The 24,883-nt window shown below is 39.7% G+C and carries 15 protein-coding genes and 1 tRNA gene; 5 read left to right on the forward strand and 11 right to left on the reverse strand.

Annotation, left to right across the window (positions count from 1 at the left end; translation table 11 throughout):
- Window positions 1–33: 33 nt before the first annotated feature.
- Together BN200_RS02485 and BN200_RS02490 are read right to left on the reverse strand one after the other, a co-directional pair.
- Window positions 34–109 (reverse strand) — tRNA-Ala (locus tag BN200_RS02485).
- 124 nt (window positions 110–233) lie between these two features.
- Window positions 234–614 carry a TIGR02300 family protein gene (locus BN200_RS02490; RefSeq protein ID WP_019220848.1) on the reverse strand — a complete coding sequence of 127 codons (381 nt, stop codon included), beginning with the start codon at window positions 612–614 and terminating at the stop codon, window positions 234–236.
- Window positions 615–801: 187 nt separating this feature from the next.
- Between BN200_RS02490 and aroA the strand changes: the two genes are divergently transcribed.
- The 5 genes from aroA (at window position 802) to pncB (ending at window position 14,815) form a co-directional block, all read left to right on the forward strand.
- Window positions 802–2,130: a 3-phosphoshikimate 1-carboxyvinyltransferase gene (aroA, locus tag BN200_RS02495; RefSeq protein ID WP_019220849.1), complete on the forward strand. Its 1,329-nt coding sequence runs from the start codon at window positions 802–804 to the stop codon at window positions 2,128–2,130.
- Window positions 2,127–2,774, forward strand: coding sequence for a (d)CMP kinase (gene cmk, locus BN200_RS02500; RefSeq protein WP_019220850.1), 648 nt, complete (start codon window positions 2,127–2,129; stop codon window positions 2,772–2,774). Before aroA ends, cmk begins: the two co-directional genes overlap by 4 nt.
- A 132-nt stretch (window positions 2,775–2,906) precedes the next feature.
- A complete protein-coding gene (gene rpsA / locus BN200_RS02505; RefSeq protein ID WP_019220851.1) occupies window positions 2,907–4,607 on the forward strand; it encodes a 30S ribosomal protein S1 in 1,701 nt (566 codons plus the stop codon).
- Between the two features lie 198 nt (window positions 4,608–4,805).
- Window positions 4,806–13,367: a glycoside hydrolase family 94 protein gene (locus BN200_RS02510; protein WP_034988651.1), complete on the forward strand. Its 8,562-nt coding sequence runs from the start codon at window positions 4,806–4,808 to the stop codon at window positions 13,365–13,367.
- 143 nt (window positions 13,368–13,510) lie between these two features.
- Window positions 13,511–14,815, forward strand: coding sequence for a nicotinate phosphoribosyltransferase (pncB, locus tag BN200_RS02515; RefSeq protein WP_019220853.1), 1,305 nt, complete (start codon window positions 13,511–13,513; stop codon window positions 14,813–14,815).
- A gap of 1,106 nt (window positions 14,816–15,921) precedes the next feature.
- Here pncB and BN200_RS02520 read toward each other — a convergent pair.
- From BN200_RS02520 to rpmI, 9 genes are all read right to left on the reverse strand, one after another.
- Entirely contained in the window at window positions 15,922–16,308 is a 387-nt protein-coding gene (locus BN200_RS02520; RefSeq protein WP_019220854.1) for a YbaN family protein, read from the reverse strand.
- 390 nt (window positions 16,309–16,698) lie between these two features.
- Entirely contained in the window at window positions 16,699–17,604 is a 906-nt protein-coding gene (locus BN200_RS02525) for a metal ABC transporter permease (RefSeq protein WP_019220855.1), read from the reverse strand.
- Window positions 17,601–18,467, reverse strand: coding sequence for a metal ABC transporter permease (locus BN200_RS02530; RefSeq protein ID WP_034988655.1), 867 nt, complete (start codon window positions 18,465–18,467; stop codon window positions 17,601–17,603). Before BN200_RS02530 ends, BN200_RS02525 begins: the two co-directional genes overlap by 4 nt.
- Window positions 18,464–19,294: a manganese/iron ABC transporter ATP-binding protein gene (locus tag BN200_RS02535; protein WP_019220857.1), complete on the reverse strand. Its 831-nt coding sequence runs from the start codon at window positions 19,292–19,294 to the stop codon at window positions 18,464–18,466. Before BN200_RS02535 ends, BN200_RS02530 begins: the two co-directional genes overlap by 4 nt.
- Window positions 19,291–20,199 carry a metal ABC transporter substrate-binding protein gene (locus tag BN200_RS02540; RefSeq protein ID WP_019220858.1) on the reverse strand — a complete coding sequence of 303 codons (909 nt, stop codon included), beginning with the start codon at window positions 20,197–20,199 and terminating at the stop codon, window positions 19,291–19,293. The genes BN200_RS02535 and BN200_RS02540 overlap by 4 nt, the downstream gene beginning before the upstream one ends.
- A gap of 305 nt (window positions 20,200–20,504) precedes the next feature.
- A complete protein-coding gene (pheT, locus tag BN200_RS02545) occupies window positions 20,505–22,919 on the reverse strand; it encodes a phenylalanine--tRNA ligase subunit beta (RefSeq protein ID WP_019220859.1) in 2,415 nt (804 codons plus the stop codon).
- A 31-nt stretch (window positions 22,920–22,950) separates the two neighbouring features.
- Window positions 22,951–24,036 carry a phenylalanine--tRNA ligase subunit alpha gene (gene pheS, locus BN200_RS02550; protein ID WP_034988884.1) on the reverse strand — a complete coding sequence of 362 codons (1,086 nt, stop codon included), beginning with the start codon at window positions 24,034–24,036 and terminating at the stop codon, window positions 22,951–22,953.
- A gap of 93 nt (window positions 24,037–24,129) precedes the next feature.
- The gene (gene rplT, locus BN200_RS02555) at window positions 24,130–24,531 is read right to left on the reverse strand and encodes a 50S ribosomal protein L20 (RefSeq protein WP_019220861.1); all 402 of its coding nucleotides are present in this window, start codon (window positions 24,529–24,531) and stop codon (window positions 24,130–24,132) included.
- Window positions 24,532–24,564: 33 nt separating this feature from the next.
- A complete protein-coding gene (gene rpmI / locus BN200_RS02560; protein WP_019220862.1) occupies window positions 24,565–24,768 on the reverse strand; it encodes a 50S ribosomal protein L35 in 204 nt (67 codons plus the stop codon).
- Window positions 24,769–24,883: the final 115 nt, after the last annotated feature.

Here is a 24,883-nt window from a genome sequence, read left to right on the forward strand (position 1 = left end):
TTGCTGCTCTCTTAAGCTAAATAGAGGTCTTTTTGGTGGAGCTAAGCGGGATCGAACCGCTGACCTCTTGCATGCCATGCAAGCGCTCTCCCAGCTGAGCTATAGCCCCACATTAAAGACATATCCACCCCTTTAAAAGAGGAATAAACAATCTTAAGGGGTTTTCTAGAACGAGAAAAATCGAAGATCAAGAAGAATTTGCATTCCGTGAAAACAATGCTCTTTCACTTCCCTTAAGAATCATCATCCTTAGAAACACCGCCTCCAAGAATATCGGTAACATCATCGTCTTCATCATCTTCATCGTGAGATAAAAACGTGTCATCGTCATCACCCAGATCCACATCACTGTCTTCCAAATCAGGAAGATCATCATCTTTAGGATCATCACCATTGTCTTCCAAAAGCATAAAAGCAGATTTTTCAAGCGCTGTATCAAGCTCTTCAGTATCAACGTCTTCTTCACTATTTGCTTCAGCTGCCGCAACCTCAAAATAAGAACGCGGATAAGAAATTCCTGTATAAGGCGACACAATAGGGTCGCGATTAAGATCATAAAACTTCTTTCCCGTTTCTGGATCAACACGCTTAGTTCCAAGTTCTTCTTTTGCCATGAACCGTGCCTCTTTAAGTTAACTATAATTCTATTAAAAAATAAATTTTATGGTGCTTAATCGAAAAATAATGTCTTTGTCAAAGATAAATACATCATTTCACATGGATTTCCTCATGACGCCTTTCAAAGCATGTGCTAAAAAGTGCTTCATTTTATAAAAAACAGAGAAATTAAATAGAACTTCTATGCAAAAAACAATACCCATAACCGCTTACAAAGCTACGCGTCTTTCTGGCACAATTAAAGTACCAGGAGATAAATCAATCTCCCATCGATCCCTTATATTGGGAGGATTAGCAAGTGGTGAAACACATATCCACGGACTGCTTGAAAGTGGTGACGTTCTCAATACAGCTGCTGCTATGCAAGCTTTGGGCGCCTGTATTATTAAGAAAGATGATCTCTGGATTATTCGAGGAACAGGAAATGGTTGCTTGTTAGCCGCACAAAAACCTTTAGATTTCGGCAATTCTGGAACAGGTGCACGACTGGTCATGGGAATGGTTGGAACTTACCATATGAAAACGACCTTTATTGGTGACGCTTCTCTCTCTAAACGCCCAATGGCACGTATTCTAGACCCGCTGAAGTTAATGGGTGTGGAAATTGAAGCAACCCATGATAACCGTCTCCCTTTAACGCTTTATGGTCCCAAAATGGCTAACCCGATTCGTTATCGCATTCCTATGGCTTCTGCTCAAGTGAAATCAGCAGTCTTACTCGCTGGCCTCAATACAGCTGGTACTACAACTGTTATCGAACCAACTCCCACACGAGATCACACAGAAAAAATGTTAAAAGCGTTCGGTGCTCAACTTGAGATAGAAAAAGATGCACAAGGAACGCGTTTTATTCATCTCAATGGTCACCCGCACCTGACCGGACAAACAATTCATATTCCAGGTGATCCATCTTCTGCAGCTTTTCCTCTTATCGCAGCCCTTCTTATAGAAGACTCTGATATCACTATTGAAAATGTTCTTATCAATAACTCTCGAATGGGACTTATCGAAACATTGTGGGAAATGGGAGCTCAAATTGAACTTTTGAATCAACGTCAAACAGGTGGCGAAGATGTTGCAGACCTACGGGTTAAATCATCAGTACTAAAAGGTGTAACTGTACCCAAAGAACGTGCTCCATCAATGATTGATGAATATCCTGCTTTAGCAGTAGCAGCAGCCTTTGCTGAAAGCAAAACAGTTATGCTAGGAATTGAAGAATTGCGCGTTAAAGAATCAGATCGACTGTCTGCACTTGCTCAAGGACTCAAAATCAACCACGTAGACTGTGAAGAAGGTCCAGATTTTCTCATTGTTCATGGAAAAGGCTCCGCTAAAGGATTGGGTGGTGGACATGTCACAACACATCTTGACCATCGTATTGCCATGTCCTTTCTTATCTTTGGACTGGTCTCAGAAAAACCTGTTACCATTGATGACAAACGAATGATTGCGACGAGCTTTCCAGAATTTATCCCTTTTATACAAAAACTTGGGGGAAAAATCTCTTGAAACCTTTTGTGATTGCAATTGATGGACCAGCAGCCTCAGGAAAAGGGACATTAGCACGAAAAATTGCTAGGCATTACCATCTTCACTATCTTGATACTGGGCTTACTTATCGCGGTGTTGCCCATGCACTTTTGCAACAAAAATTGGCGCTCGATGATGAAAAAAGTGCACTTTTCTATGCGAGAGAACTTGATTTGAATACTTTAAATTCAACGCTTCTTTCTTCTCATGAACTTGGTGAAGCCGCTTCAAAAATAGCAATCATACCAGCTGTACGCGAAATTCTTGTTGCAAAACAACGTAACTTTGCTAAAATCCTCCCTGGAAGTGTGCTCGATGGTCGAGATATTGGTACCGTCGTATGTTCTGATGCCGATGTTAAGCTTTATGTTTTAGCAGATGTTCAGATACGTGCAAAACGGCGTTATCAAGAGATTTTGAAAAAAGGAGCTTCAGCAGACTATCACGAAATCCTTGCCAATCTTGAACAACGTGACAGTCGCGATATGACGCGTGGACAAAGCCCGCTAAAACCAGCAGAAGACGCGCACTTGCTTGATACGTCAAAATTGAGTATAGAAGCAACATTTACAGTTGCATGCGCTCTTATTGATCCAGTCATAAAAGCGCATATAATTGGATAGAATCGTCAGGGTGATTTCCAGCCAAGCGCTAATTTTCTTCCTGTATATAAGGAAAAAGGCAGGAAGTTACTTCATGTTAACACTAACCTAGCGCTTATACCTTTAAAATTAAGGTATGTATCAGGAGTTCTTATGTCGCAATATAATCCTACAACAGCGGATTTCGAAGCCCTTTTAATGCAATCTTTCCAAACCAATGATCTAAATGAGGGATCCGTTGTTAAAGGTCGTGTCATTGCAATCGAAAAAGACATGGCTATTATTGATGCTGGACTTAAAGTCGAAGGACGTATTCCACTCAAAGAATTTGGAGCTAAAGGAAAAGATGGTTCCTTACAAATTGGCGATGAAGTGGAAGTTTATATTGAACGCATTGAAAATGCAATGGGAGAAGCTGTTCTATCGCGTGAAAAAGCACGACGCGAAGAAAGCTGGATTCGTTTAGAAGAAAAGTTCAATGCCGGTGCACGCGTCGATGGCGTTATTTTTAGCCAAGTAAAAGGAGGATTTACGGTCGATCTTGATGGTGCGATTGCTTTCTTACCTCGTAGTCAGGTTGATATTCGTCCCATTCGCGATGTCTCACCTCTCATGCATAATTCACAATCCTTTGAAATTTTGAAAATGGATCGTCGTCGTGGCAATATTGTTGTTTCACGTCGTAGCGTCTTAGAGGAAAGTAGAGCTGAACAGCGTTCAGAAATCGTACAAAATCTTGAGGAAAACCAAATCGTTGAAGGTGTGGTTAAAAACATCACCGATTATGGTGCCTTTGTGGATCTTGGTGGAATTGATGGCCTCTTACACGTCACAGATATGGCTTGGCGGCGTGTGAACCACCCATCTGAAATCCTTACTATTGGTCAAACGATTAAAGTCCAGATTATTCGTATCAATCAAGATACACATCGTATCTCTCTTGGTATGAAACAGCTTGAAAGTGATCCTTGGGAAAGCATCAGTGCAAGGTATCCAGTTGGTAAAAAAATTACTGGTGCTGTTACCAACATTACCGATTACGGTGGTTTTGTTGAAATCGAACCAAGAATCGAAGGATTAATCCACGTTTCCGAGATGAGTTGGACAAAGAAAAACGTTCACCCTGGAAAAATTTTGTCTACTTCACAAGAAGTGGAAGTGGTTGTTCTGGAAATTGATCCTTCTAAACGGCGTATTTCTCTCGGTTTAAAGCAAACATTTGAAAATCCATGGGTTGCTTTTGCTAATAAATTTCCTGTCAATTCACAAATTGAAGGAGAGGTTAAAAACAAAACCGAATTCGGTCTCTTTATTGGTCTTGAAGGCGATGTTGACGGCATGGTCCACCTTTCTGATCTTGATTGGAACCGTCCTGGTGAACAAGTTATTGATACTTACAATAAAGGTGACATCGTTAAAGCTGTCGTTCTTGATGTTGACATTGAAAAAGAGCGTATCTCTCTTGGAATCAAGCAACTTTCCAGTGATAAAGTTGGGGAGGCAGCAGCCTCTGGCGAACTTCGTAAAGGTGCTGTTGTAACATGTGAAGTCACTGCAGTGAATGACAATGGCATTGATGTAAAATTGACTGACCATAATCTTGAAACCACCATTCGCCGTGCTGACTTGGCACGTGACCGTGATGAGCAACGTCCAGAACGCTTCTCGATTGGACAAAGGGTCGATGCACGTATCACAGCATTTGATAAAAAAACACGTAAACTTTCAGTGTCTATCAAAGCTTTAGAAATTGCCGAAGAAAAAGAAGCTGTTGCACAATATGGTTCTACAGATTCAGGTGCTTCTCTTGGTGATATTCTCGGTGCAGCTTTGAAAAAACAAGAACAAGATTAATATGTGATTTAATAGACTACATTAAGGCCGCTTGTTTCTCTGGCGGCCTTTTTTGTTGTTCAATGAAACCGCTTTATTATATTTTCAATCGTCTGGTTAAAAAATTGTAAATACTTCTCAAAACAAATCCCCTTCTTGGAAGAGAAACGCCAACATCCTCCTGAATAAAACGGCATAATTGAGTCGCAATAAAATATTATGGCGTCTATACTCTCTTTCATGAAGTACTTTTTTTCCCGAAAAACCATAAGCTACCGTCTTACTGAAAGCAATTCTCCTCTTCGATCAACTTACAAATCGCAGGACGAACTCTATACATTAGGTTCTACTGTAGCCTCTGGTGAGACACTTTTAATCCCTGAATATGAAGAAAGTAAAAGTTTTCATAAGCGTTTGAGTGAAAATGCCAAATTTATTCTCCATGCCTTTCATAACAGTGATATTGCTGCCCAAAATGATGAAACTCTTGCACCATCTGCTCAATGGCTCATTGATAATCATTATACCATTGACAAAACCATACAACAGTTACGACGCAATTTGCCTAAATCCTTTATTAAACAAATGCCTCTTTATCAACAAAAGGCAGGAATGCCTCGTATTTTTGCTTTGGCATGGCTTTATATTGAGCATACAGATAGCAGATTTTCACAAGAAACACTAACAGCTACCATCAATGGATTTCAAAAAGTTTGTGCCCTCACAATTGGTGAATTATGGGCACTCCCTTCTGTCATACAAATGCTCTTAATTGAAAATGTTCGTCGTCTTTCATTGCGTATTGAACAAGCAAGGCATATGCGTCATCTCGCTTATCAAGTTGCTGATAAAATTTCTTTTACGAAAAATGAACCAAAATTACGCGCTCTTTTGACTCTTTATGCAACATTCGCCACTGATTCAACCTTTGCAGCTCATTTATTCTATCGGCTACGAAGTGCACCTGTCGATGCAACAACAGCATTAACTTGGCTTGAAAAGCAATTACAGAACCAAGGTAGTAGCCTAGAAATTGTAACAGCCAATGAACATACCCACCAAGCAGCAGATGGCGTAACCATGGGCAATATTATTCGTTCTCTTAAAGCCATTGATGGTGTTGAGTGGACAGCATGGTTTGAAACTGTCAGTACTGTAGACTCCATTTTGCGTGAAAAGAGTGATTTTTCCGAAATTGATCCTCACTCACGTAATATTTATCGACAAGTCATCGAAAAAATTGCACGCTTTTCGCCTTTTAGTGAGCCAGAAATTGCACGTAAAGCTATCAAAATGGTGCACTCTTCCTCCAAAAACACCTCTCATCATAACAATTCCTCTGTTGGATGGTATTTGATCGATGATGGGCGTTATGCCTTTGAAAAAGTTTGTGGCTATACTCCACCTCTGCGTATCAAGTGGCGAGAATATTTCTGTAGCGCAAAGATAAGAACCTTGGCAATTCCTGTCTCTCTTTTAATGCTTGCTTTTTTGCTTGCGATCTACGTTCTCTTACAAACATCCGGCATAGCTCCATGGATGCCCTTTTTCTTTACTATATTAGCGCTTTTTCCTGCTATGGATACTGCTTTTGCCTTTTTCAACACTGTTGTTTCGTGGTTTATCCCTTCAAAACAATTGATTGGTTATGAATATAAAAAGGGTATTCCAAAACATGCACGTACAATAGTTGTCGTGCCTACTCTCATGACGTCACGCGATTATATTGACGAGCAAATACATAATCTTGAAGTTCATTATCTCTCCAACCCAAAAGGTGCCATTCATTTTGCCCTCCTTACAGACTGGGTAGATGCTCCCTTCGAACAAACACAAGACGATCTTGACTTGTTGCATTATGCGCAAAAAAATATTGATGAACTCAATCGCCGTTATCACCGTGATGATTTTTCACTCTTTTTCCTTTTACATCGCCGACGCCTTTATAACCCTAGTGAAAAATGCTGGATGGGATGGGAACGCAAACGTGGTAAACTTCATGAACTCAATCTGTTATTAAGAGGCGATCAAAACACCAGCTTTTACCCCCCAAGTCCAAATCTTCCCATGGATTGTCGTTTTGTAATGACATTGGATTCAGATACACGCCTTACCCCTGAAAGTGTTACAAAACTTGTTGGAAAGCTTAACCATCCACTTAATCAGCCGATTTTCGACCCAGAAAATGAGAAAGTTGTAAGAGGCTATAGCATTTTGCAACCCCGTATTACATCGTCTCTTACAACAGGAAAAGAAACATCAATTTTGCAACGGGTGTTTTCGACCAATCGTGGTATTGATCCTTATGTCTTTGCTGTCTCTGATACCTATCAAGATCTTTTAGGAGAAGGAACTTTTATCGGCAAAGGACTTTATAACATTGATGCTTTTGAAAAAGCACTCAATGGAAAAATTAAAGAAAATACCGTTCTCAGTCATGATCTGTTGGAAGGAGGATATGCCCGTACTGCTTTAGTCAGTGATGTAGAAGTGATTGAGGATTATCCAACAGCCTATAATATTGATGTTGCGCGCTATCATCGTTGGATTCGCGGTGATTGGCAACTCCTCCCTTATCTTTTCTCTCGTCATCAAATTAGTGCCATTACACGTTGGAAAGTGCAAGACAATCTTCGCCGTTCTCTTACACCACTTATGTGGTTGATCGCAGCAATTGCAGGATGGTCTTTTTTACCGTTAAAGAGTGCAATCATTTGGCAAATATTCTTGCTGTTTAGCCTTTTTATCTCACAAATTTTAGGTGTATTACAAACGCTTGTTCCCTCCTATATTGATTATTCTTTGCGTGGGCAACTCCAATCAATTATGAACAAAACTACCCTTACGGGTGCAAATATATTTCTTAAAACAGCATTTCTTGCCCATTCAGCTTATTTTATGACTGATGCGATTATCCGCACGCTTTATCGCATGACGATTTCAAAAAAACACTTGCTTGAATGGAAAACCTCCGCCGCAACAAAATCAATCCCCAATAGTTTTGGCTTTTATGTCCTTACAATGTGCCCAGCAGCGTTTATTGGTATTCTTGCCATAGCATTGCCTCTCTTTTCTAAGACTTTTGCAAGCTTTATTGCTTTGCCCTTTGGGCTGGCATGGTTTTTTTCGCCCTTAATTGCATGGTTTGTCAGTCAACCTTCAACGTTTCAAGATACTCTTAATGCATCCTCAGAGGATAAAAAAACACTACGATCCATTGCACGACGGACATGGCTTTATTATGCAACCTTTGTCAATGCACAAAGCAATTATTTGCCCCCTGATAATTTCCAAGAAGATCCTGAGCCTCTGGTTGCACAACGCACATCCCCTACGAATATTGGGCTTTACCTTCTCTCTGTGATTGCTGCACGTGATTTTGGTTGGATTAATTGTAAAGAAACCATTTTCCGCATTGAATGTACATTAAGCTCTCTTGCAAAAATGGAAAAATTCCGTGGGCATTTTTATAATTGGTATGCAACAGATACCCTTAAACCTCTCTTGCCTACTTATGTATCAACTGTTGATTCAGGAAATCTTGCTGGTCATTTGATGACACTTGCTTCAGCTTTAAGGGAATGGGCTGAAAAACCTGATATTTTTCTTCAAAATCATCGAGAAGGCTTATCTGATGTTCATGCTATTCTTGCCGAAACTTTCAAAGAAATTCCCGATAATCAACCTATTTTACGCCCTTTACGTCAACAAATCGAAGAGCGCATTGCCAATTTTGATCACTGTGTTAATGCTTTCGTAAAAAAACCAAACACCATCACTTCTCCCATTCCGCATCTCTTACTTATCGCCCGTGATATTGTGCAATTGATAGATGAACTGAATCAAAAAATTCACACGACAGAATCCGCTCAAACACTCTCTTGGGCCAAATGCCTTGTAGAAACCTGTGAAGTTCATCATCACGATACCAGCAATGACTATAACACCAAACAACTCTGTACAAAATTAAACACTTTAGCCATAAAGACTCGGAAAATAGCCTTTGCTATGGAATTTGATTTCTTAGAGCATCCTGAACGGCATCTCTTGTCCATTGGATATAATGTTCAAGAAAATAAACTCGATGAAAATTGTTATGATCTTCTCGCCTCAGAAGCACGCCTCACAAGCTTTTTTGCCATCGCAAAAGGAGATATAAAATGTAAATATTGGTTTCATCTTGGGCGACTTCTTACCCCAATCGGTTGGAAAGGAGCCCTCTTATCATGGTCTGGATCCATGTTTGAGTACCTCATGCCATCTCTTGTCATGCATGAACCTTTAGGGTCTCTCCTCGATCAAACCAATCGATTGATTATTCGTTATCAAATACAATACGCTCATAAACGAAAATTACCATGGGGTATTTCAGAAGCTGCATTTAACGCCCGTGATCACTTAATGAATTACCAATATGCTCATTTTGGTGTTCCACACCTCGGACTGCAACGTGGACTCTCACGCAATGCTGTTATTGCCCCCTATGCTAGCCTTTTAGCAGCGCAGTATACACCTGCACAAGCTGTAAGCAATTTAAAACATCTGCGTGGGTTTGGAGCTTTAGGAACATACGGTTATTATGACTCTGTCGACTTCACTCCTTCACGCATAAAAACAGGAGAAAAATACGCCATTGTGCGCAATTATTATGCACACCATCATGGTATGTCCATTCTTGCTATTGATAATGTGATTTTCCAAGGGCGGATGCGTGATCGCTTTCACCGTGATCCAGTCATTGAAGCAATACAATTGTTATTACAGGAAAGAGCACCACACCAAATTCCCATCATCCATACCAAAGTTGTTAACTCCGTGCGCAATAACTCTCGAGAATTTGATGACATTCCTTTGCGCATGATCACGAACCCACTGCTCAAACCACGCGCAACTTTGCTTTTATCTCATGGTTTTTATTCCGTAATGTTGACAGCCAATGGTTCCGGTTACAGCCGTTGGCACGATTATGGGATTACGCGCTTTATTCCTGATCCTACAGAAGATCAACAAGGCACTTTATTCTTCCTCCGTAATACGGATAATGGACGTTGGTGGTCTGTCACTGGTGAGCCAACACGTGTTGTTGAAGAAGAAGCTGTTAGCATTTTTACAGATGAAAAAGCTGAATATAGAAAAATGGTTGATGGTATTCAATCGACACTTGAATGTATTGTTACTTCTGAAGGGTGCGGTGAAGGCAGACGTATTCAACTTCTCAATACAACAAACAAAGACCGTCTTATTGAAGTGACTTCTTACGGTGAACTGGCACTCGCAACAATGGATGCGGACCAAGCTCATCCTGCTTTTTCACGCATGTTTATAGAAACAGAAATTGCTGAAGACGGAAAAACTATTTTTGCCAAAAGGCGCAAACGTTCCCCTCATGATCCTGAAATTCACGTTGCTCATTTTGTTACCAGTACAATGGATAACATCCAAGAAACAGAAGCTGAAACGGATCGCTCCCTGTTTATTGGTCGAGGACGCTCTCTTCACCAATCTGCTGCTTTTGATCAAAATGCCCGTTTTAGCAATAGTCAAGGTTTTGTTCTTGATCCAATAATTTCACTTCGATGCCGTATAAAAATTCCCGCACATGAAAAAGCAGAACTTATTTTTTGGACTTTTGCTGCCAATGCAAAAGAAACACTGCATAATCATATTAAACATTATCGACAACCCAATATGTTCCAACAGGAACTTTCAATGGCATGGACACGTTCACAAGTTTCACTGTATCAGAGCGGTATCCAGCTTAGAGAAGCGATGACTTATCAAAAATATGCAACTCCCCTTATCTATCCTGAGCGAACATGGCGTCTTCCTACAAAAAATTTAGCAAAAACTCTTGGTAAACAATCTGATCTTTGGCCTCTGTCCATTTCAGGAGACCTTCCACTTTGTCTTCTCAGATTAAACAATGTAGGAGACATCAATGTTCTACAGGAACTACTTAAAGCGCACGAATATTGGCGTATACGTGGACTGCTCGTTGATCTTGTTATTCTCAACGAGCAAGCTTTTTCCTATATACAAGATACACAACGCACTATTGAATGGGTGTGCGAATCTTACCGTCATCATATTCACGAAACTGATGAACACAACCATATTTTCACGCTTCAACGTGATCAAATGAACGAACAAAGTTTTAAGACGCTCCTTGCCTCTGCACGCATCATCCTTCATGCTCAAAATGGCTCTTTATCTGAACAGATCAAACGACTTAATGAGAATGATTTTGATCTCGTAACACGGAATAGTCATCGGGAATCTCATGATAAATTAAACGACAAAAGAAGACAAACAACACCAAATGAACAAAGCCACTTTGCTTCCATTGTTCTTATCAGTCAACAAAAATCATCCGCTCTTCCCATTAATGGAGAAGATTTACAGTATTGGAATGGTTATGGCGGTTTTAACCACCATAACAACTATGTGATACGTCTTCATGGACAAACCACCACACCACATCCATGGATTAATGTTATTGCAAACAAAAGCTTTGGTTTCCATATCTCTGCTGAAGGTGCACTCTTTACTTGGGCCAACAATAGCCGCGATTATCAATTAACCCCTTGGACAAATGATCCGGTTTCTAACCGTCCAGGGGAAGCACTTTATATCGTTGATCGCCTATCTTTAAAACGGTTCTCACCAGTTTCTGCGGTAGAATGCAACGAAAGTGTTGTCTATGAAGCTTGCCATGGTTTTGGATTTTCAACCTTTAAATCCACACATTCAGAAATTGCCTTAGAACTGACCCATACACTCGATCAAGAAAAACCTGTTCGTCTTTCACGTCTCATCCTAAAAAATGAAGGAAAAAAAACACGCAGTTTACGCCTTTATAATTATGTTGAATGGGTTTTTGGTAATGTCCGCACAAAATATGCACCTTTCATAATCGCCTCTTATGATCCCATACGTGGTACACATTTTATTCAAAATCCCTATCACCTGGAAAAATCTCAACATGTGGCATTTTTATCAGCATCGGAAATGCCAACCAGCACCACCACTGATCGGAACGAATTTATCGGTTTAACAGGAACAGTGACACATCCACACGCGATCCGCAAAGCTGATGCGCTTTCCAATAAAATTGAAGCAGGATGTGATCCTTGTTCAGCATTCGCCTATGATATTGATCTTCTACCAGGGCAAACAAAAGAAATCATTTTCTATCTTGGCAGTACTGAAAATAGGCAAGAAGCGGAAAATTTACTCGATCAAGTCCGTGCAAGTGATTTTGAAATTCTCCTCACACAACAAAAACAGCAATGGGATGATTTTGTTTCTCCACTGCAAGTCAAAACACCTGATCCCTCTTTTGATATTATGGTCAATCATTGGCTCCCTTATCAAATCTACGCATGTCGCATGATGGCACGCACAGCTTTTTATCAAGCCAGTGGTGCATTTGGCTTCCGTGACCAGTTACAAGACAGCCTATCTTTATTATTACTGGAACCACAACTGGCACGTGAACATTTGTTAAATGCCGCAGCCCATCAATTTCTCGAAGGTGATGTACAACATTGGTGGTTGCCTGATACCAATGCTGGTGTTCGCACGCATATTTCCGATGACATTGTCTGGCTCGCTTATGCAACAGCTCTTTATGTTAATACTACCGGCGACTACGAATTGCTTGATACGCCAATTGCTTTTATGGAAGGAGATACTCTTACTGTAGAACAACACGATGCTTATTTTAGACCCACGCAATCCTCGAAAGCCACAACACTATATGAACATTGTGCTTTGGCTTTAGATCTTGCTATCAAGCGCTGTGGGCAACATGGACTTCCCCTTATTCTAGGAGGTGATTGGAATGATGGCATGAATTTAGTAGGTATGCAAGGAAAAGGTGAAAGTATTTGGTTAGGATGGTTTCTTGGCACTACACTACAGGCATTTATCCCCCTTGCTCAAAAATATCGTGACAAAACCCATGTGAAAAAATGGAATGCATATCTTAATCGTTTGAAAAAATCCCTCGAAGAAAATGGTTGGGATGGTGCTTGGTATCGACGTGGTTATTTTGATGATGGAACGCCTCTTGGCTCTAAAATCAATGATGAATGTAAAATTGATGCCATTGCTCAATCTTGGGCTGTTATTTCTCAAATGGCTTCGCCTGAGCGCCAAAAGCAAGCTATGTCCTCAATGCTTGAGCATTTGTATGATGAAAAAAGCGGTCTTCTACGTCTTTTCTGGCCGCCTTTTGATAAAACACCTCTCGAACCAGGTTATATAAAAGGCTATCCCCCAGGCATTCGAGAAAATGGTGGTCAATATACGCACGGTGCTATTTGGAGCATTCTAGCGCTTGCTGAAATGAATGAAAATGATAAAGCTTATGCTTTATTTTCTATGATCAATCCCATTACTCATGGAAAAAATCCTGAAATTTATCGTGTTGAACCTTATGTGATGGCCGCAGACATCTATGCTGTTGAACCACGTCGTGGACAAGGCGGTTGGACATGGTATACAGGCTCCGCTGGTTGGTTCTACCGCGCCGCAATACAAGCTATTTTGGGGATTAATCGTCAAGCTGAACAATTATTTTTACATCCACATTTGCCTTCCTCATGGCCCGAATATGAAGCAAAAATGAAATTTCATGACGCTGTTTATACCATTAAAGTGAAATGGGGCAGCACAAACATGCTCTCTATCGATGGAAGAGAAGATTCAAATATTTATAGGGGCATAAAATTAGAAAAAACAGGTAAACATGAAATTATATGCACTCTTAAATCTTAGAAATGAAAAAGATAACAAGCTTTTTTACTCTTGCTCAAAACCTTAGAGTTGTTATAGTTCTTGCCGTCCCTATATTGATGGTGTTGGTGCACAATTTTAGCTTCTACAAATTTAGATTCTACAAAACTGAAAGAAAAAGGGTTATGAATCATCCAGACATTGCAAGGCGTGTTTACAATCATACCTGGAAACTTGACCCCATTATTCGTTCACTGCTCGATACCGATTTTTATAAACTTCTTATGGTACAGATGATTTGGGGACTCTATCCCAATGTAAAGGTTACTTTCTCCCTCATCAACCGCAACAAAACAATACGTCTTGCTGATGATATTGATGAGATGGAATTGCGGGCACAACTTGATCATGCCCTTAGTTTACGCTTTACAAAAAAAGAAATGATCTGGCTTGCTGGTAATACATTTTATGGACGTAAACAAATTTTCGAACCAGATTTTCTTCAGTGGCTCGAGAATTTTCAACTTCCAGAATATGAACTCACACGTAAAGATGGCCAATATATCCTTCATTTCCATGGTCCCTGGACCCATAGCTCCATGTGGGAAATCCCCGCCCTTACTATTATCAGTGAATTACGTTCACGTGCTGCTATGAAAAACCTAGATCGTTTCACTCTTGATGTCCTTTATGCGCGTGCTAAAGCAAAAATGTGGAGTAAAGTCGAAAGACTCAAAAAATTGCCTAATATTAAAATATCTGACTTTGGGACAAGACGTCGTCATTCTTTTTTATGGCAACGTTGGTGTGTTGAAGCGTTAAAAGAAGGGATTGGCGATTCTTTTACTGGAACCTCTAATGTCCTTCTCGCCATGGATACAGATTTAGAAGCTCTTGGTACCAATGCACATGAGTTGCCGATGGTCATTGCTGCTCTCAGCAACAACGATGATGATTTACACAGAGCACCTTATCAAGTCTTGCAGGATTGGAATCGTTATTATGGTGGAAATCTTCTCATTGTTTTACCAGACACCTTCGGTACAGAAGCGTTTTTACGTAATGCACCAGATTGGGTAGCTGATTGGACAGGTTTCAGACCTGACAGCGCTCCCCCTCTTGAAGGCGGAGAGCGCATTATTCAATGGTGGAGAGAAAAAGGAAAAGACCCACGTGAAAAATTATTGATTTTCTCCGATGCACTAGACATAGAAACCATTGAAAAGACCTATCATCACTTTTATGGTAAAGTGCGTATGAGTTTTGGATGGGGAACAGATCTTACCAATGATTTTGCAGGCTGTTCGCCCCAAGAAATTGCAACTTTTGATGCCCTTTCCCTTGTTTGTAAAGTCACCCATGCCAACGGTCGACCAACCGTAAAACTTTCAGATAATCCTGAAAAAGCTACCGGTGATCTGCAAGCAATACAACGTTATCTCAATTTTTTTGGTAATGAAAACCGTATTGCTAGACCGATTAAAACATAATAATGTTTTTTTAGTTTAGTATTTTTTCTTTATGCGTATTTTTAAAAATAAGGATAGAGATTCTTTACAATACAGTAAAAAGGAAATATCCAGTTTACGATGCTTTTTGCAATGAAAGCAAAGAGTTTATTCTATCATCATCGAAAACAAGCATACCATTCTGCAATGTGCTGCTCATCTGCAAATTTTCTGCGATTATTTGCTCCCAAAGTCATCCGTCCTTGAATCGTATAGTGCAAGCCATTGGATATCACTATCTTCACTTCTACACGTTAGAAAACCGGAACTATATTATATTTTTCAACTTCTCATGTTGTGCTACTCTTACGTTGGAACGATTTATAAAAGGCATATTGATCACTCTTTTCCTCAACGATTTTTATCTACACGACTATTCCATTTATGACGTGCAAATGAACAATTTTTTGATTCATGATCAGAGGATTTGGAATGAAAAAATCTTATTGTATTCGAGGGACTCTCATAAAAGCTGCAAAATAAGACCTGTCTTTATCAATCAACCGCTTACCTTGAAAAGGATGATCATATAACAATTGCATCACAACTTAAAGCACTCTTTTGACCAATAAATGATAAAGGAGCAATTTGTTTTCATAAAGAGTATCTTTGCCAACTTTTTTCTCTATTCATTTTTTGCATTCTCTTAAATCTTGCTGTGCAAAGACATTCAAAATTCTTGTAAATCTATAAACAATTTCACGGTTCAATAAGTCAAAAGATTGCATTGTAAAGCCATTTTGGTAAGAAGCTAGTCTCTCTTCACCAGTTCCACTATTTTTATGCTCTCAAGCATATAATCAGTAACCTTTTCTTCTCTATCTAAATGAGAATTTTGCCGTCGACAGAAGGTAACAACGCCGCTGATGTCACTAATTTTTAACGATATCTAAAAATGTTCTGTTCTGATCACTGCAAAATTTACAAAAGATATTCCCAAATTCAGCTTATAGGTATTTTATCAATTTATAGGCACTTTAAATATAGGTGATCTCTGAAATTTAGTGGACTAAACTCTCTCTCAAGAGTGTTAGCAAACCTGCAAAATTAAAAGAGATCTTGATTTACAAAAGCTTTTATTTTTCTCTCTATGAAGATGGACGTGTCACAATATAAATGGCAATTAATAGCAAAATAGTAGCAACTAATAAAGCAAACCATAAAGCAGGGTGTATCATCACCAAAAATGACAAAAAGCCACCAGCCATACTCACCACTGCAAAAATTTTAATAAATGTTGAGATAGCCCTTTTTTCTTCCCATTGCTTAATAGGTGGACCGAAAACACGGTGATTATTCAGCCAATGATGAAAACGTGGTGATGAACGCGCAAAACACCATGAAGCAATTAATAAAAAAGGCACCGTTGGCATAATAGGTAATACTATACCTATAACACCCAATATAATCATTACCCACCCTACTATAGAAGTGCAAATACGCAAAGGGTGAGACATCTTAAAATCTTTTTTCATCCTCTAGCGCTATTTTCCTCTATAAAAAACTATTAGATATTCTTCTGCTTTTCACATGCTTTAGCCCAAAACCACTCCTACCACTTCATTTTAAGAGTATTTCCCGTGGTAAATTTTTGTAAAAAACAGAATAGTTTACGCTATATGATGATCATTTCAAATTTTTCAAGCAACCAAAAAAATTTAAATTCTAAAATAAAAAAAGGCTGCAGAATAAATCAATGCAGCCTCTTAATTACGAATGCAGTTTTTTGGGGGGGGAGAATACACACTGCATTCATCCGCTAGATATTAGGAGGAAAATAACCTAGCAGCCCATTCTCTATTTAAAACCAGTATGAGAGACAATACATAAAAATGCATGGCTGATATGCATAAGTTTTGGCAAGCTCAAATTTCTTGAATCGTGACTCGACGAGAAAAAATCCACAGGAAAATAGCAATAAAAATCAGTGTTAAAATCAACACAATCGTAGAGGCAGAATCAGAACCAATAAATAAGCTTAGATAAATTCCTAAAAAACCAGAAAGACCTGCAACAAGTATAGCAATCACCAACATCAAAGAAAACCGCTTCGTGATAAGATAAGCAATTGCTCCCGGCGCTATTAATAAAGAAATAACAAGAACAATTCCAACAGCCTTCAAAGCTGCAACAATGGTGAGAGAAATCATTGTTAAAAGAGTATAGTGGAGTAGTGCTATTCTCAATCCCATTGCACGACCTTGAACGGAATCAAAAATATACAGCATAAAATCACGCCATTTTGCTCCTAGAATAAAGGTGACAACAGCAGAAATGATCGCCGTCTGTGTAATATCAAGCCAGTTAACACCCAAGAGATTACCAAATAGGATATGGTTTAAATCTAAGCTACTATAAATAGCCGTTGCCAAAACCAGCCCCAAACCAAACATTGATGAAAAAACAACACCCATCACTGTATCGTGTTTGATACGGCTATTGCTTCCTAAAAAACCTGTTGCAAGTGCACAAACCATACCTGCAACAAAAGCACCGCAAGTAATCAAAGCCATTGTAATATTCTCTGGACGCATATGCTGAAACCAAGCAAATGGCAGAGAGGTCAAAAGTGCTATCACCCACGGCGTTGTCATATAACCAACAACAACACCAGGAAAAACTGCATGGGAAATTGCATCGCCTAAAAGCGCCCATCCTTTTAAAATAAGAAAACAGGAAAGCATCGCCATTGGAACAGAAAGGATCATGACGATAAGCATGCCTTTCAACATAAAAGAAAACTGAAAAGGAAGGAGTAATTGATCAATCATGATAACATCAAACCTTTTTTTGCCGCATTTATACGTAACCGTGCAGCGATAAACCCATGTTTAGGAGCAAAAATAAAAGCTAAAATAAACAGGAATGCTTGAAAAAGCACAACAACACCACCGGTTTGCGCATTCAAAAAATAACTCACATAAACACCTAATACGCTTGTGAATGTCCCAATGATAACTGCAATAACCAAAACATTGACAAAACGGTCACTTAAAAGATAAGCTGTTGCCCCTGGCGTTACAACAAGACAAATGACCAAGAACGCTCCTACTGTTTGCATAGCAGCAACAGTACAAGCGGCAAGCAAGGTAAAAAAGAGAATCTTTAAAAACTTTACGTTCAGCCCAATAGCACGAGCGTACGTTTCATCAAACAAAGAAACAAGAAGATCTTTCCATTTCAAAAGCAATATAAGCAAAGAAAAAAAACCAATAAAAGCCAATTGTATAATATCTGACGAACTGACTGCTAAAATATTCCCCAAAACGATTGTATCAATATTAACAGCCATCGGTTTTAATGATTTGAGAAACAACCCAAACGCAAAAAAAGAAGAAAAAATGAGACCAATAATGGTATCTTCTTTCAGCTTTGTGCGATGGTTAAAAAAGAGCATCGCTGCCGCAGCGAGTCCACCAGAAAAAAAAGCTCCAAGCGAAAACGGTAATCCTAAAAGATAAGCCCCTGCTACTCCAGGAACAATCGAATGAGAAAGCGCATCACCAATCAACGACCAACCTTTTAACATCAAAAAAGCAGAAAGAAAGGCACAAACACACCCAACTAACCCAGAAACCCACATCGCATTAACCATATATTGATAGCTCAACGGCTCAAGTAACCAAGACATCATGCAACATGCTCCACTCTTTCAATATTCTCAGGAACTGTAGATTGTTTTCTCCCCGTGAAAATATCATCTTTTTTTTTGTCTTGAAGATCAAAAATATGGTGGTGTAAAGTGCCACCAAAAGTTTCCTCAAGATTTTCCTTTGTAAAGACGGTTTCAGTTAAACCAGAAGCCAAAACTGTTCCCTTTATTAAAACCGTGTGATCACAAAATTCACGAACAGAGCCTAAATTGTGTGTAGAAACTAATATCACAGCTCCTTCTTTACGAAGGTCTTGTAACAAAGCAATAATTTTATCTTCTGTTGTGACATCAACCCCTGTAAATGGTTCATCTAACAAAATAGCTTTTGCCTGCTGTGCAAGAGCGCGTGCTAGAAAAACACGCTTTTTCTGCCCACCAGAAAGTTCACCAATCTGACGCTTAGCGAATGGCAGCATATCAACCCGTTCTAATGCAACACGCACAGCTTCATAATCGCGTGCCCTTGCATAACGAAAGAAATTCATATGACCATAACGTCCCATCAAAACAACATCTTCAACAAGGACAGGAAAATTCCAATCAACATCCTCACTCTGAGGAACATAAGCAATAAGGTTTTTTTTCAAAGCCGTATCAACCGGCAAACCAAACATGCGAATTTTTCCTTTTGATGGTCGTACAAACCCCATAATCGCTTTAAATAGCGTTGACTTACCTGAGCCATTTACACCAACCAATGCCGTAATAGAACCTGTTGGGCTTTCAAAATTGACTTCCCGTAAAGCAGTATGTCCATTACGATATGTTACCGTTACCCCTTGAGCAAATATTCCAGATCTCATCATTGGCCTTTTACTCCCTCTAATAAGGCAGCGCTAATGCGCCCGCTTGTCACACGTAATAAATCAATATAGGTTGGTACCTCACCATTCTTCTCACTCAGAGAATCAACATAAAGGACACCGCCATATTTAGCCCCTGTTTCTCTCGCAACCTGTTTAGCAGGCGCAGGAGAAATGGTGCTTTCAGAAAAAACTGCATGGATATTGTATTTGCGAACCATATCAATAACATGCTTAACCTGCTGTGGTGTTCCTTGCTGATCAGCGTTAATGGGCCATAAATAAAGTTCTTTCAGATCAAAATCACGCGCCAAATAGCTAAATGCACCCTCACTGGTCACAAGCCAACGCTTGTCTTGCGGAACCGCTTCTAATTCCGCTCTAATTGGATCAATTGTTGAGCGAATCTTTTGTTTATAAATTTCAGCATTTTCTTTATAAATAGAAGCATGCTCAGGATCGTATTTCACAAAAGCGTCACGGATATTATCAACGTAAATTAATGCCGAGGTCGGAGACATCCATGCATGAGGATTGGGTTTTCCACTGAAAGGGCCCTCACCAATTTTAATCGGCACAATACCTTTTGAAACAACGACGCTTGGAACATCCTTGATATTTTGAAAAAATTTTTCAAACCAAAGTTCTAACTCTAATCCATTCCACAAAACCAGATTTGCTCCTTGCGCACGCATAAGATCACGAGGCGTTGGTTGATATTCGTGAATTTCAGCACCTGGTTTTGTGATTGACTCAACATCAGCAACATCACCTGCTACATTGCGCGCCATATCAGCAATAATGGTAAAAGTCGTAACAGCTTTAAATTTTCCTGCACACAAAGCAAAATCGGATGTAAAAAAAATAGCACTCGCCCATATTATGGTAAAAAACGTTTTTACGTTCATTGATCCTCTCTTTCCTTTATATGCTCTCTATATGCTCTCTCTTTATTGCTAATGATTTGCATTATCATTTAGCAAATAACAGTTATCTTTTACCTTTGCAATGAAGAATCGTTACAAAGAAACAATTTTTTAAGTGATTTAAAAATATTCTTTTTTTGCCTTGAAAAAGGCTAATATTTAAAGAAAATCTCTCTTATATGAAGATCCTTTTAAGGAACTCCATAGCTCTTGAATGTATGAAAAATAAGGGAGCACTTCTCTAAGTGCTCCCGTTGAGAAGTCATCTCACAAAAAAGAAAAAACATTCAACAGCGCAAATTTGCACCCGTCATCCTGGTGACATTTTCTACTACTTTCAAAGAGAGATTTTCTATATCTTCATCAGTAAGAGTCCGCTCAATGGGTTGAAGAGCAACTTCAATCGCAACAGATTTTTTCTCTTCACCAAGGCTTAAATCTTCAAAAACATCAAAAACCTGTACTGAATGAATAAGCTTTTTATCTGCTCCACTCGCTGCACGAACAATAAGAGAAGAGGAAACCGTTTTATCAACGACAAATGCAAAATCACGTCGCACCATTTGCAGTGATGACAGTTTCAAAGGAGAACGACTTTTTGTTGGTTTTTTCTTTGGCTCTGGAATTCGATCGAGAAAAATTTCAAAACCACATAAAGGACCACTGACATCTAATTTTTCCAATGTCGCAGGGTGAAAAACACCAAAAAAACCAAGAATAATCTTTGATCCAAGCTTTAGAACTCCTGAACGACCAGGATGATACCAATCAGGTGCTCCCACTTCAATTTGAACCTTGCTCCCCTCTATACCACATGCTTCTAAAACAGCCAATGCATCTGCTTTGGCATCAAAAACATCAACGGCTTTTGCATTCCCATCCCAAAAACGCCCAGCCCCTCCAAACTGCTCTGTTCCACGGCGAATACCACCGGCAACACAGTGTTGCTTATCAGGGGTATCATCCTCATAGATGTTAGAAACTTCAAATAAAGCAATATCTGGAAAACCGCGATCAGCATTGCGTTGTGCTGCCAACAATAAACCAGGCAAAAGAGAGGGACGCATGACGGACATATCAGTAGAAATAGGATTTACTAATTTAAGCTGTGCTTGACCGCCTCCAAAAGCCAAAGCCTGTTTTTCAGAAATAAAAGACCAAGTCACAGCTTCTCTCATACCACGATCTGCTAAAGCCAAGCGTATAACACGTGAACGAAGTTGCGAAACTGTTAAAACTGGACCTTTTTCTTTTGTAAAATTTTCCAATGGAATAGGCTTAATTTTATCTAGTCCATAAATCCTCATCACTTCTTCCACTAAATCGGCTTTACCAGAAATATCAGGGCGCCATGTTGGCACTTTAACCGTAACAACATCTTCTTTTCCTTCAACACAAAACCCAAGCTTTGTTAAAATAGTTACAGCCTCTTCATGCTCTATTTGCAAATTTGTTAAACGTTGAATTTCAGAAAATGGAAAGGCAATCTGTTTAACGTCTGGTTGCTGATAACCAACAATCTTCGTCTTTGAAACTTCACCACCACAAAGACGTAAAGCGAGTTCTGTCGCAATCTCAAGCCCCGTTTCCATAAAAGCTGGATCAACGCCCCGTTCAAACCGATAACGGGCATCACTGATTAATCCTAATGCACGCCCTGTCTGGGCAATGCTCTGTGCATCCCAAAGCGCTGATTCAATAATAACGCGACGCGTCGTCTCATCACAGCTCGTTCTCTCACCCCCCATGATACCGGCAATCGAAACAACGCCCTCTTCATCGGCAATAACACAGTCCTTAATACCTAAATTATAAATTTTTCCGTTAAGCGCCTGAAGCTGTTCCCCTTCACGACCACAACGTACATGCAAATTTCCCTTAATCTTATCGGCATCAAAAACATGAAGCGGACGACCAAGATCAAAACTGATATAATTGGTTATATCAACCAGCGCATTAATTGGTCGCAAACCAATGGCGCTCAAACGCTGTTGCATCCATTGCGGTGATGCATTATTTTGAACATTGCGGACTTCACGCCAAGCAAAACCTAAACATAACGGTGCACTTTGCGAAAAATCTAAAGAAACATCAAGCGATGTTTCAAAGGCAGCATCCAACTGTGGCAAGGATAATTCTTTTAACCGACCAATTCCAGCCGCAGCAAGATCACGAGCAATACCACGAACCCCTGTGCAATCAGAACGATTGGGTGTTAAACCAATATCAATAACCGGATCATCTAAACCTGCATAAGCCACAAACGACCCTCCAATAGGCGCACCTTCTGGAAGCTCGATAATTCCATCATGTTCATTCGATAATTCAAGCTCGGCACACGAACACATCATTCCAAAACTCTCAACACCGCGGATTTTTCCTACGGATAGTGTCACATCAAGTCCTGGTACATAAGTTCCTGGTAAAGCAAGAACACCAACAAGTCCAGCGCGTGCATTTGGTGCACCGCAGATAACTTGTATAGGTGTATCAGTTCCTATATCTACTGATAAAATTTGAAGTTTATCCGCATCAGGATGTTTTATTGCCGTTAAAATTTTTGCAATCACAAAACCATTTAAAGAAGAACGATCATCAACATGATCAACCTCAAGACCAATAGCCGTTAGTTTGTCACAAATTTCATATAAAGATGCATCTGTCTCTAAGTGATCTTTTAACCACGACAATGTAAATTTCATTTTAAAACCTCACAGGAAAACTATGATAAGATCACATATTTCTTAAATCAGGAAAAAAAGCAGGCATGTCAAAACAACGAAAACCATAATGGTCTAACCAACGCAGATCAGCGTCAAAGAAAGCCCGCAAATCAGGCATACCGTATTTCAACATAGCAATGCGATCAATGCCCATGCCCCATGCAAAACCCTGGTACTCATCAGGATCTAAACCAACATTCTTTAAGACATGAGGATGAACCATTCCGCATCCTAAGATTTCTAACCAATCCTGCCCTTCCCCGAATTTTACTTCTGAACCAGACCGATCACATTGAATATCCACTTCTATGGAAGGTTCCGTGAACGGAAAAAAAGAAGGACGAAAACGCATCTTTACAGAGGGAACTTCAAAAAAGGCTTTACAAAAAGTCTCATGAAGCCACATCATATGGGCAATGGTAGAGGTTTTATCAATCACAAGACCTTCTACCTGATGAAACATAGGCGAATGCGTTGCATCTGAATCCATGCGATAGGTTTTTCCAGGAATAATGATACGTATCGGTGCTTTTTGCTTTTCCATTGTGCGAATTTGCACAGGCGATGTATGGGTGCGCAATAATTTCCGCTCTCCCGTTTTATGAACATCAAAAAAGAAAGTATCATGCATTTCACGCGCAGGATGACCTTCAGGAAAATTCAATGCCGTAAAATTATAATAATCTGTTTCAATGTCTGGTCCCTCTGCAAGAGAAAAACCCATCTTCGTATAAATAGCTACAATTTCTTCAATCACTTGTGAAATCGGATGAATACGTCCCCGTTCTATCGGCGAAGAACGCACCGGCAAAGTAACATCAACTGTTTCATGACTAAGGCGTGCATCCATTGCTTGGCGTCTCAAAAAATCACGCTTTTGTGCCCATAATTCTAAAACGCGATTTTTTAATCCATTAAGAACTGGACCAACTTTTTGGCGCTCGCTAGCACTCATCTTTCCTAATGCTTTTAACTTTTCAGAGATGCTACCTTTTTTGCCTAACGCTGCAACACGCACCGCTTCAAGTGCCTGTTCATCACCAGCCATCTCTAAGGCTAAACAAATTTCTTGTTCAAGACGCTCAATATCGCTCATATCTTTGCCTATTTTTTTAAATGAAAAAACCCGCACTAGTTTAACCAGTACGGGATCCCGAATAAATGAATGCTTTAAGAGAACGCGACTGGCTTACTTGACAGCGCCTTCAAAAGCGTTAGGCGTTGTATCTTTCAAATATTCCAAAGCTTTCTTTGCAGAAGCTACTAAAGCAGAAAATGCTGCTGACTCATGAACTGCTATATCTGAAAGAACTTTACGATCAATCTCAATACCAGCCTTTGATAAGCCATCAATAAAGCGTCCATAGGTTAAACCTTCTGCGCGAACAGCAGCATTGATTCTCTGAATCCACAAAGCACGGAAAGTACGTTTCCTATTTTTGCGATCACGATAAGCGTATTGCTTTGAACGGTCAACCGCCGCTTTAGCTGCACGGATGGTATTTTTACGACGACCGTAAAAACCTTCAGCCTGTTTAAGAACTTTCTTGTGCTTCGCGTGCGCCGTCACACCTCTTTTTACACGTGCCATGTAATATTCTCCTCAAAATCAAAAGCGTCAGGTTTAAAAACCATTTGGCAAATAATGCTGAATAACTTTTTTAGCATCTTGTTCACACAGAACCATTGTTCCACGTGCATCGCGAATAAATTTATTCGAACGTTTAATCATGCCATGACGCTTACCTGCAGCGGCCACTTTAACTTTGCCTGACGCAGTGATTTTAAACCGCTTCTTAGCGGACGATTTGGTCTTCATCTTGGGCATTTTGCTACTCCATACATTATTCACAAGTGAATCTTTTTATTCAAACGGACCAAGGCTTGAATAAGCATTTAAACAGCCACGGCATGCCCTGCCGGGCGGTTCCAACAGTGTTCTC

Origin of the sequence: Bartonella senegalensis OS02 (genome assembly GCF_000312545.1) — a bacterium.
Lineage (GTDB): Bacteria > Pseudomonadota > Alphaproteobacteria > Rhizobiales > Rhizobiaceae > Bartonella > Bartonella senegalensis.

Coding starts and splice junctions, on each gene's coding strand:
- BN200_RS02490 (WP_019220848.1), bottom strand. CDS start 614: ATGGCAAAAGAAGAACTTGGAACTAAGCGTGTTGATCCAGAAACGGGA.
- aroA (WP_019220849.1), top strand. CDS start 802: ATGCAAAAAACAATACCCATAACCGCTTACAAAGCTACGCGTCTTTCT.
- rpsA (WP_019220851.1), top strand. CDS start 2,907: ATGTCGCAATATAATCCTACAACAGCGGATTTCGAAGCCCTTTTAATG.
- BN200_RS02510 (WP_034988651.1), top strand. CDS start 4,806: ATGGCGTCTATACTCTCTTTCATGAAGTACTTTTTTTCCCGAAAAACC.
- pncB (WP_019220853.1), top strand. CDS start 13,511: ATGAATCATCCAGACATTGCAAGGCGTGTTTACAATCATACCTGGAAA.
- BN200_RS02520 (WP_019220854.1), bottom strand. CDS start 16,308: ATGAAAAAAGATTTTAAGATGTCTCACCCTTTGCGTATTTGCACTTCT.
- BN200_RS02525 (WP_019220855.1), bottom strand. CDS start 17,604: ATGATTGATCAATTACTCCTTCCTTTTCAGTTTTCTTTTATGTTGAAA.
- BN200_RS02530 (WP_034988655.1), bottom strand. CDS start 18,467: ATGATGTCTTGGTTACTTGAGCCGTTGAGCTATCAATATATGGTTAAT.
- BN200_RS02535 (WP_019220857.1), bottom strand. CDS start 19,294: ATGATGAGATCTGGAATATTTGCTCAAGGGGTAACGGTAACATATCGT.
- BN200_RS02540 (WP_019220858.1), bottom strand. CDS start 20,199: ATGAACGTAAAAACGTTTTTTACCATAATATGGGCGAGTGCTATTTTT.
- pheT (WP_019220859.1), bottom strand. CDS start 22,919: ATGAAATTTACATTGTCGTGGTTAAAAGATCACTTAGAGACAGATGCA.
- pheS (WP_034988884.1), bottom strand. CDS start 24,036: ATGAGCGATATTGAGCGTCTTGAACAAGAAATTTGTTTAGCCTTAGAG.
- rplT (WP_019220861.1), bottom strand. CDS start 24,531: ATGGCACGTGTAAAAAGAGGTGTGACGGCGCACGCGAAGCACAAGAAA.
- rpmI (WP_019220862.1), bottom strand. CDS start 24,768: ATGCCCAAGATGAAGACCAAATCGTCCGCTAAGAAGCGGTTTAAAATC.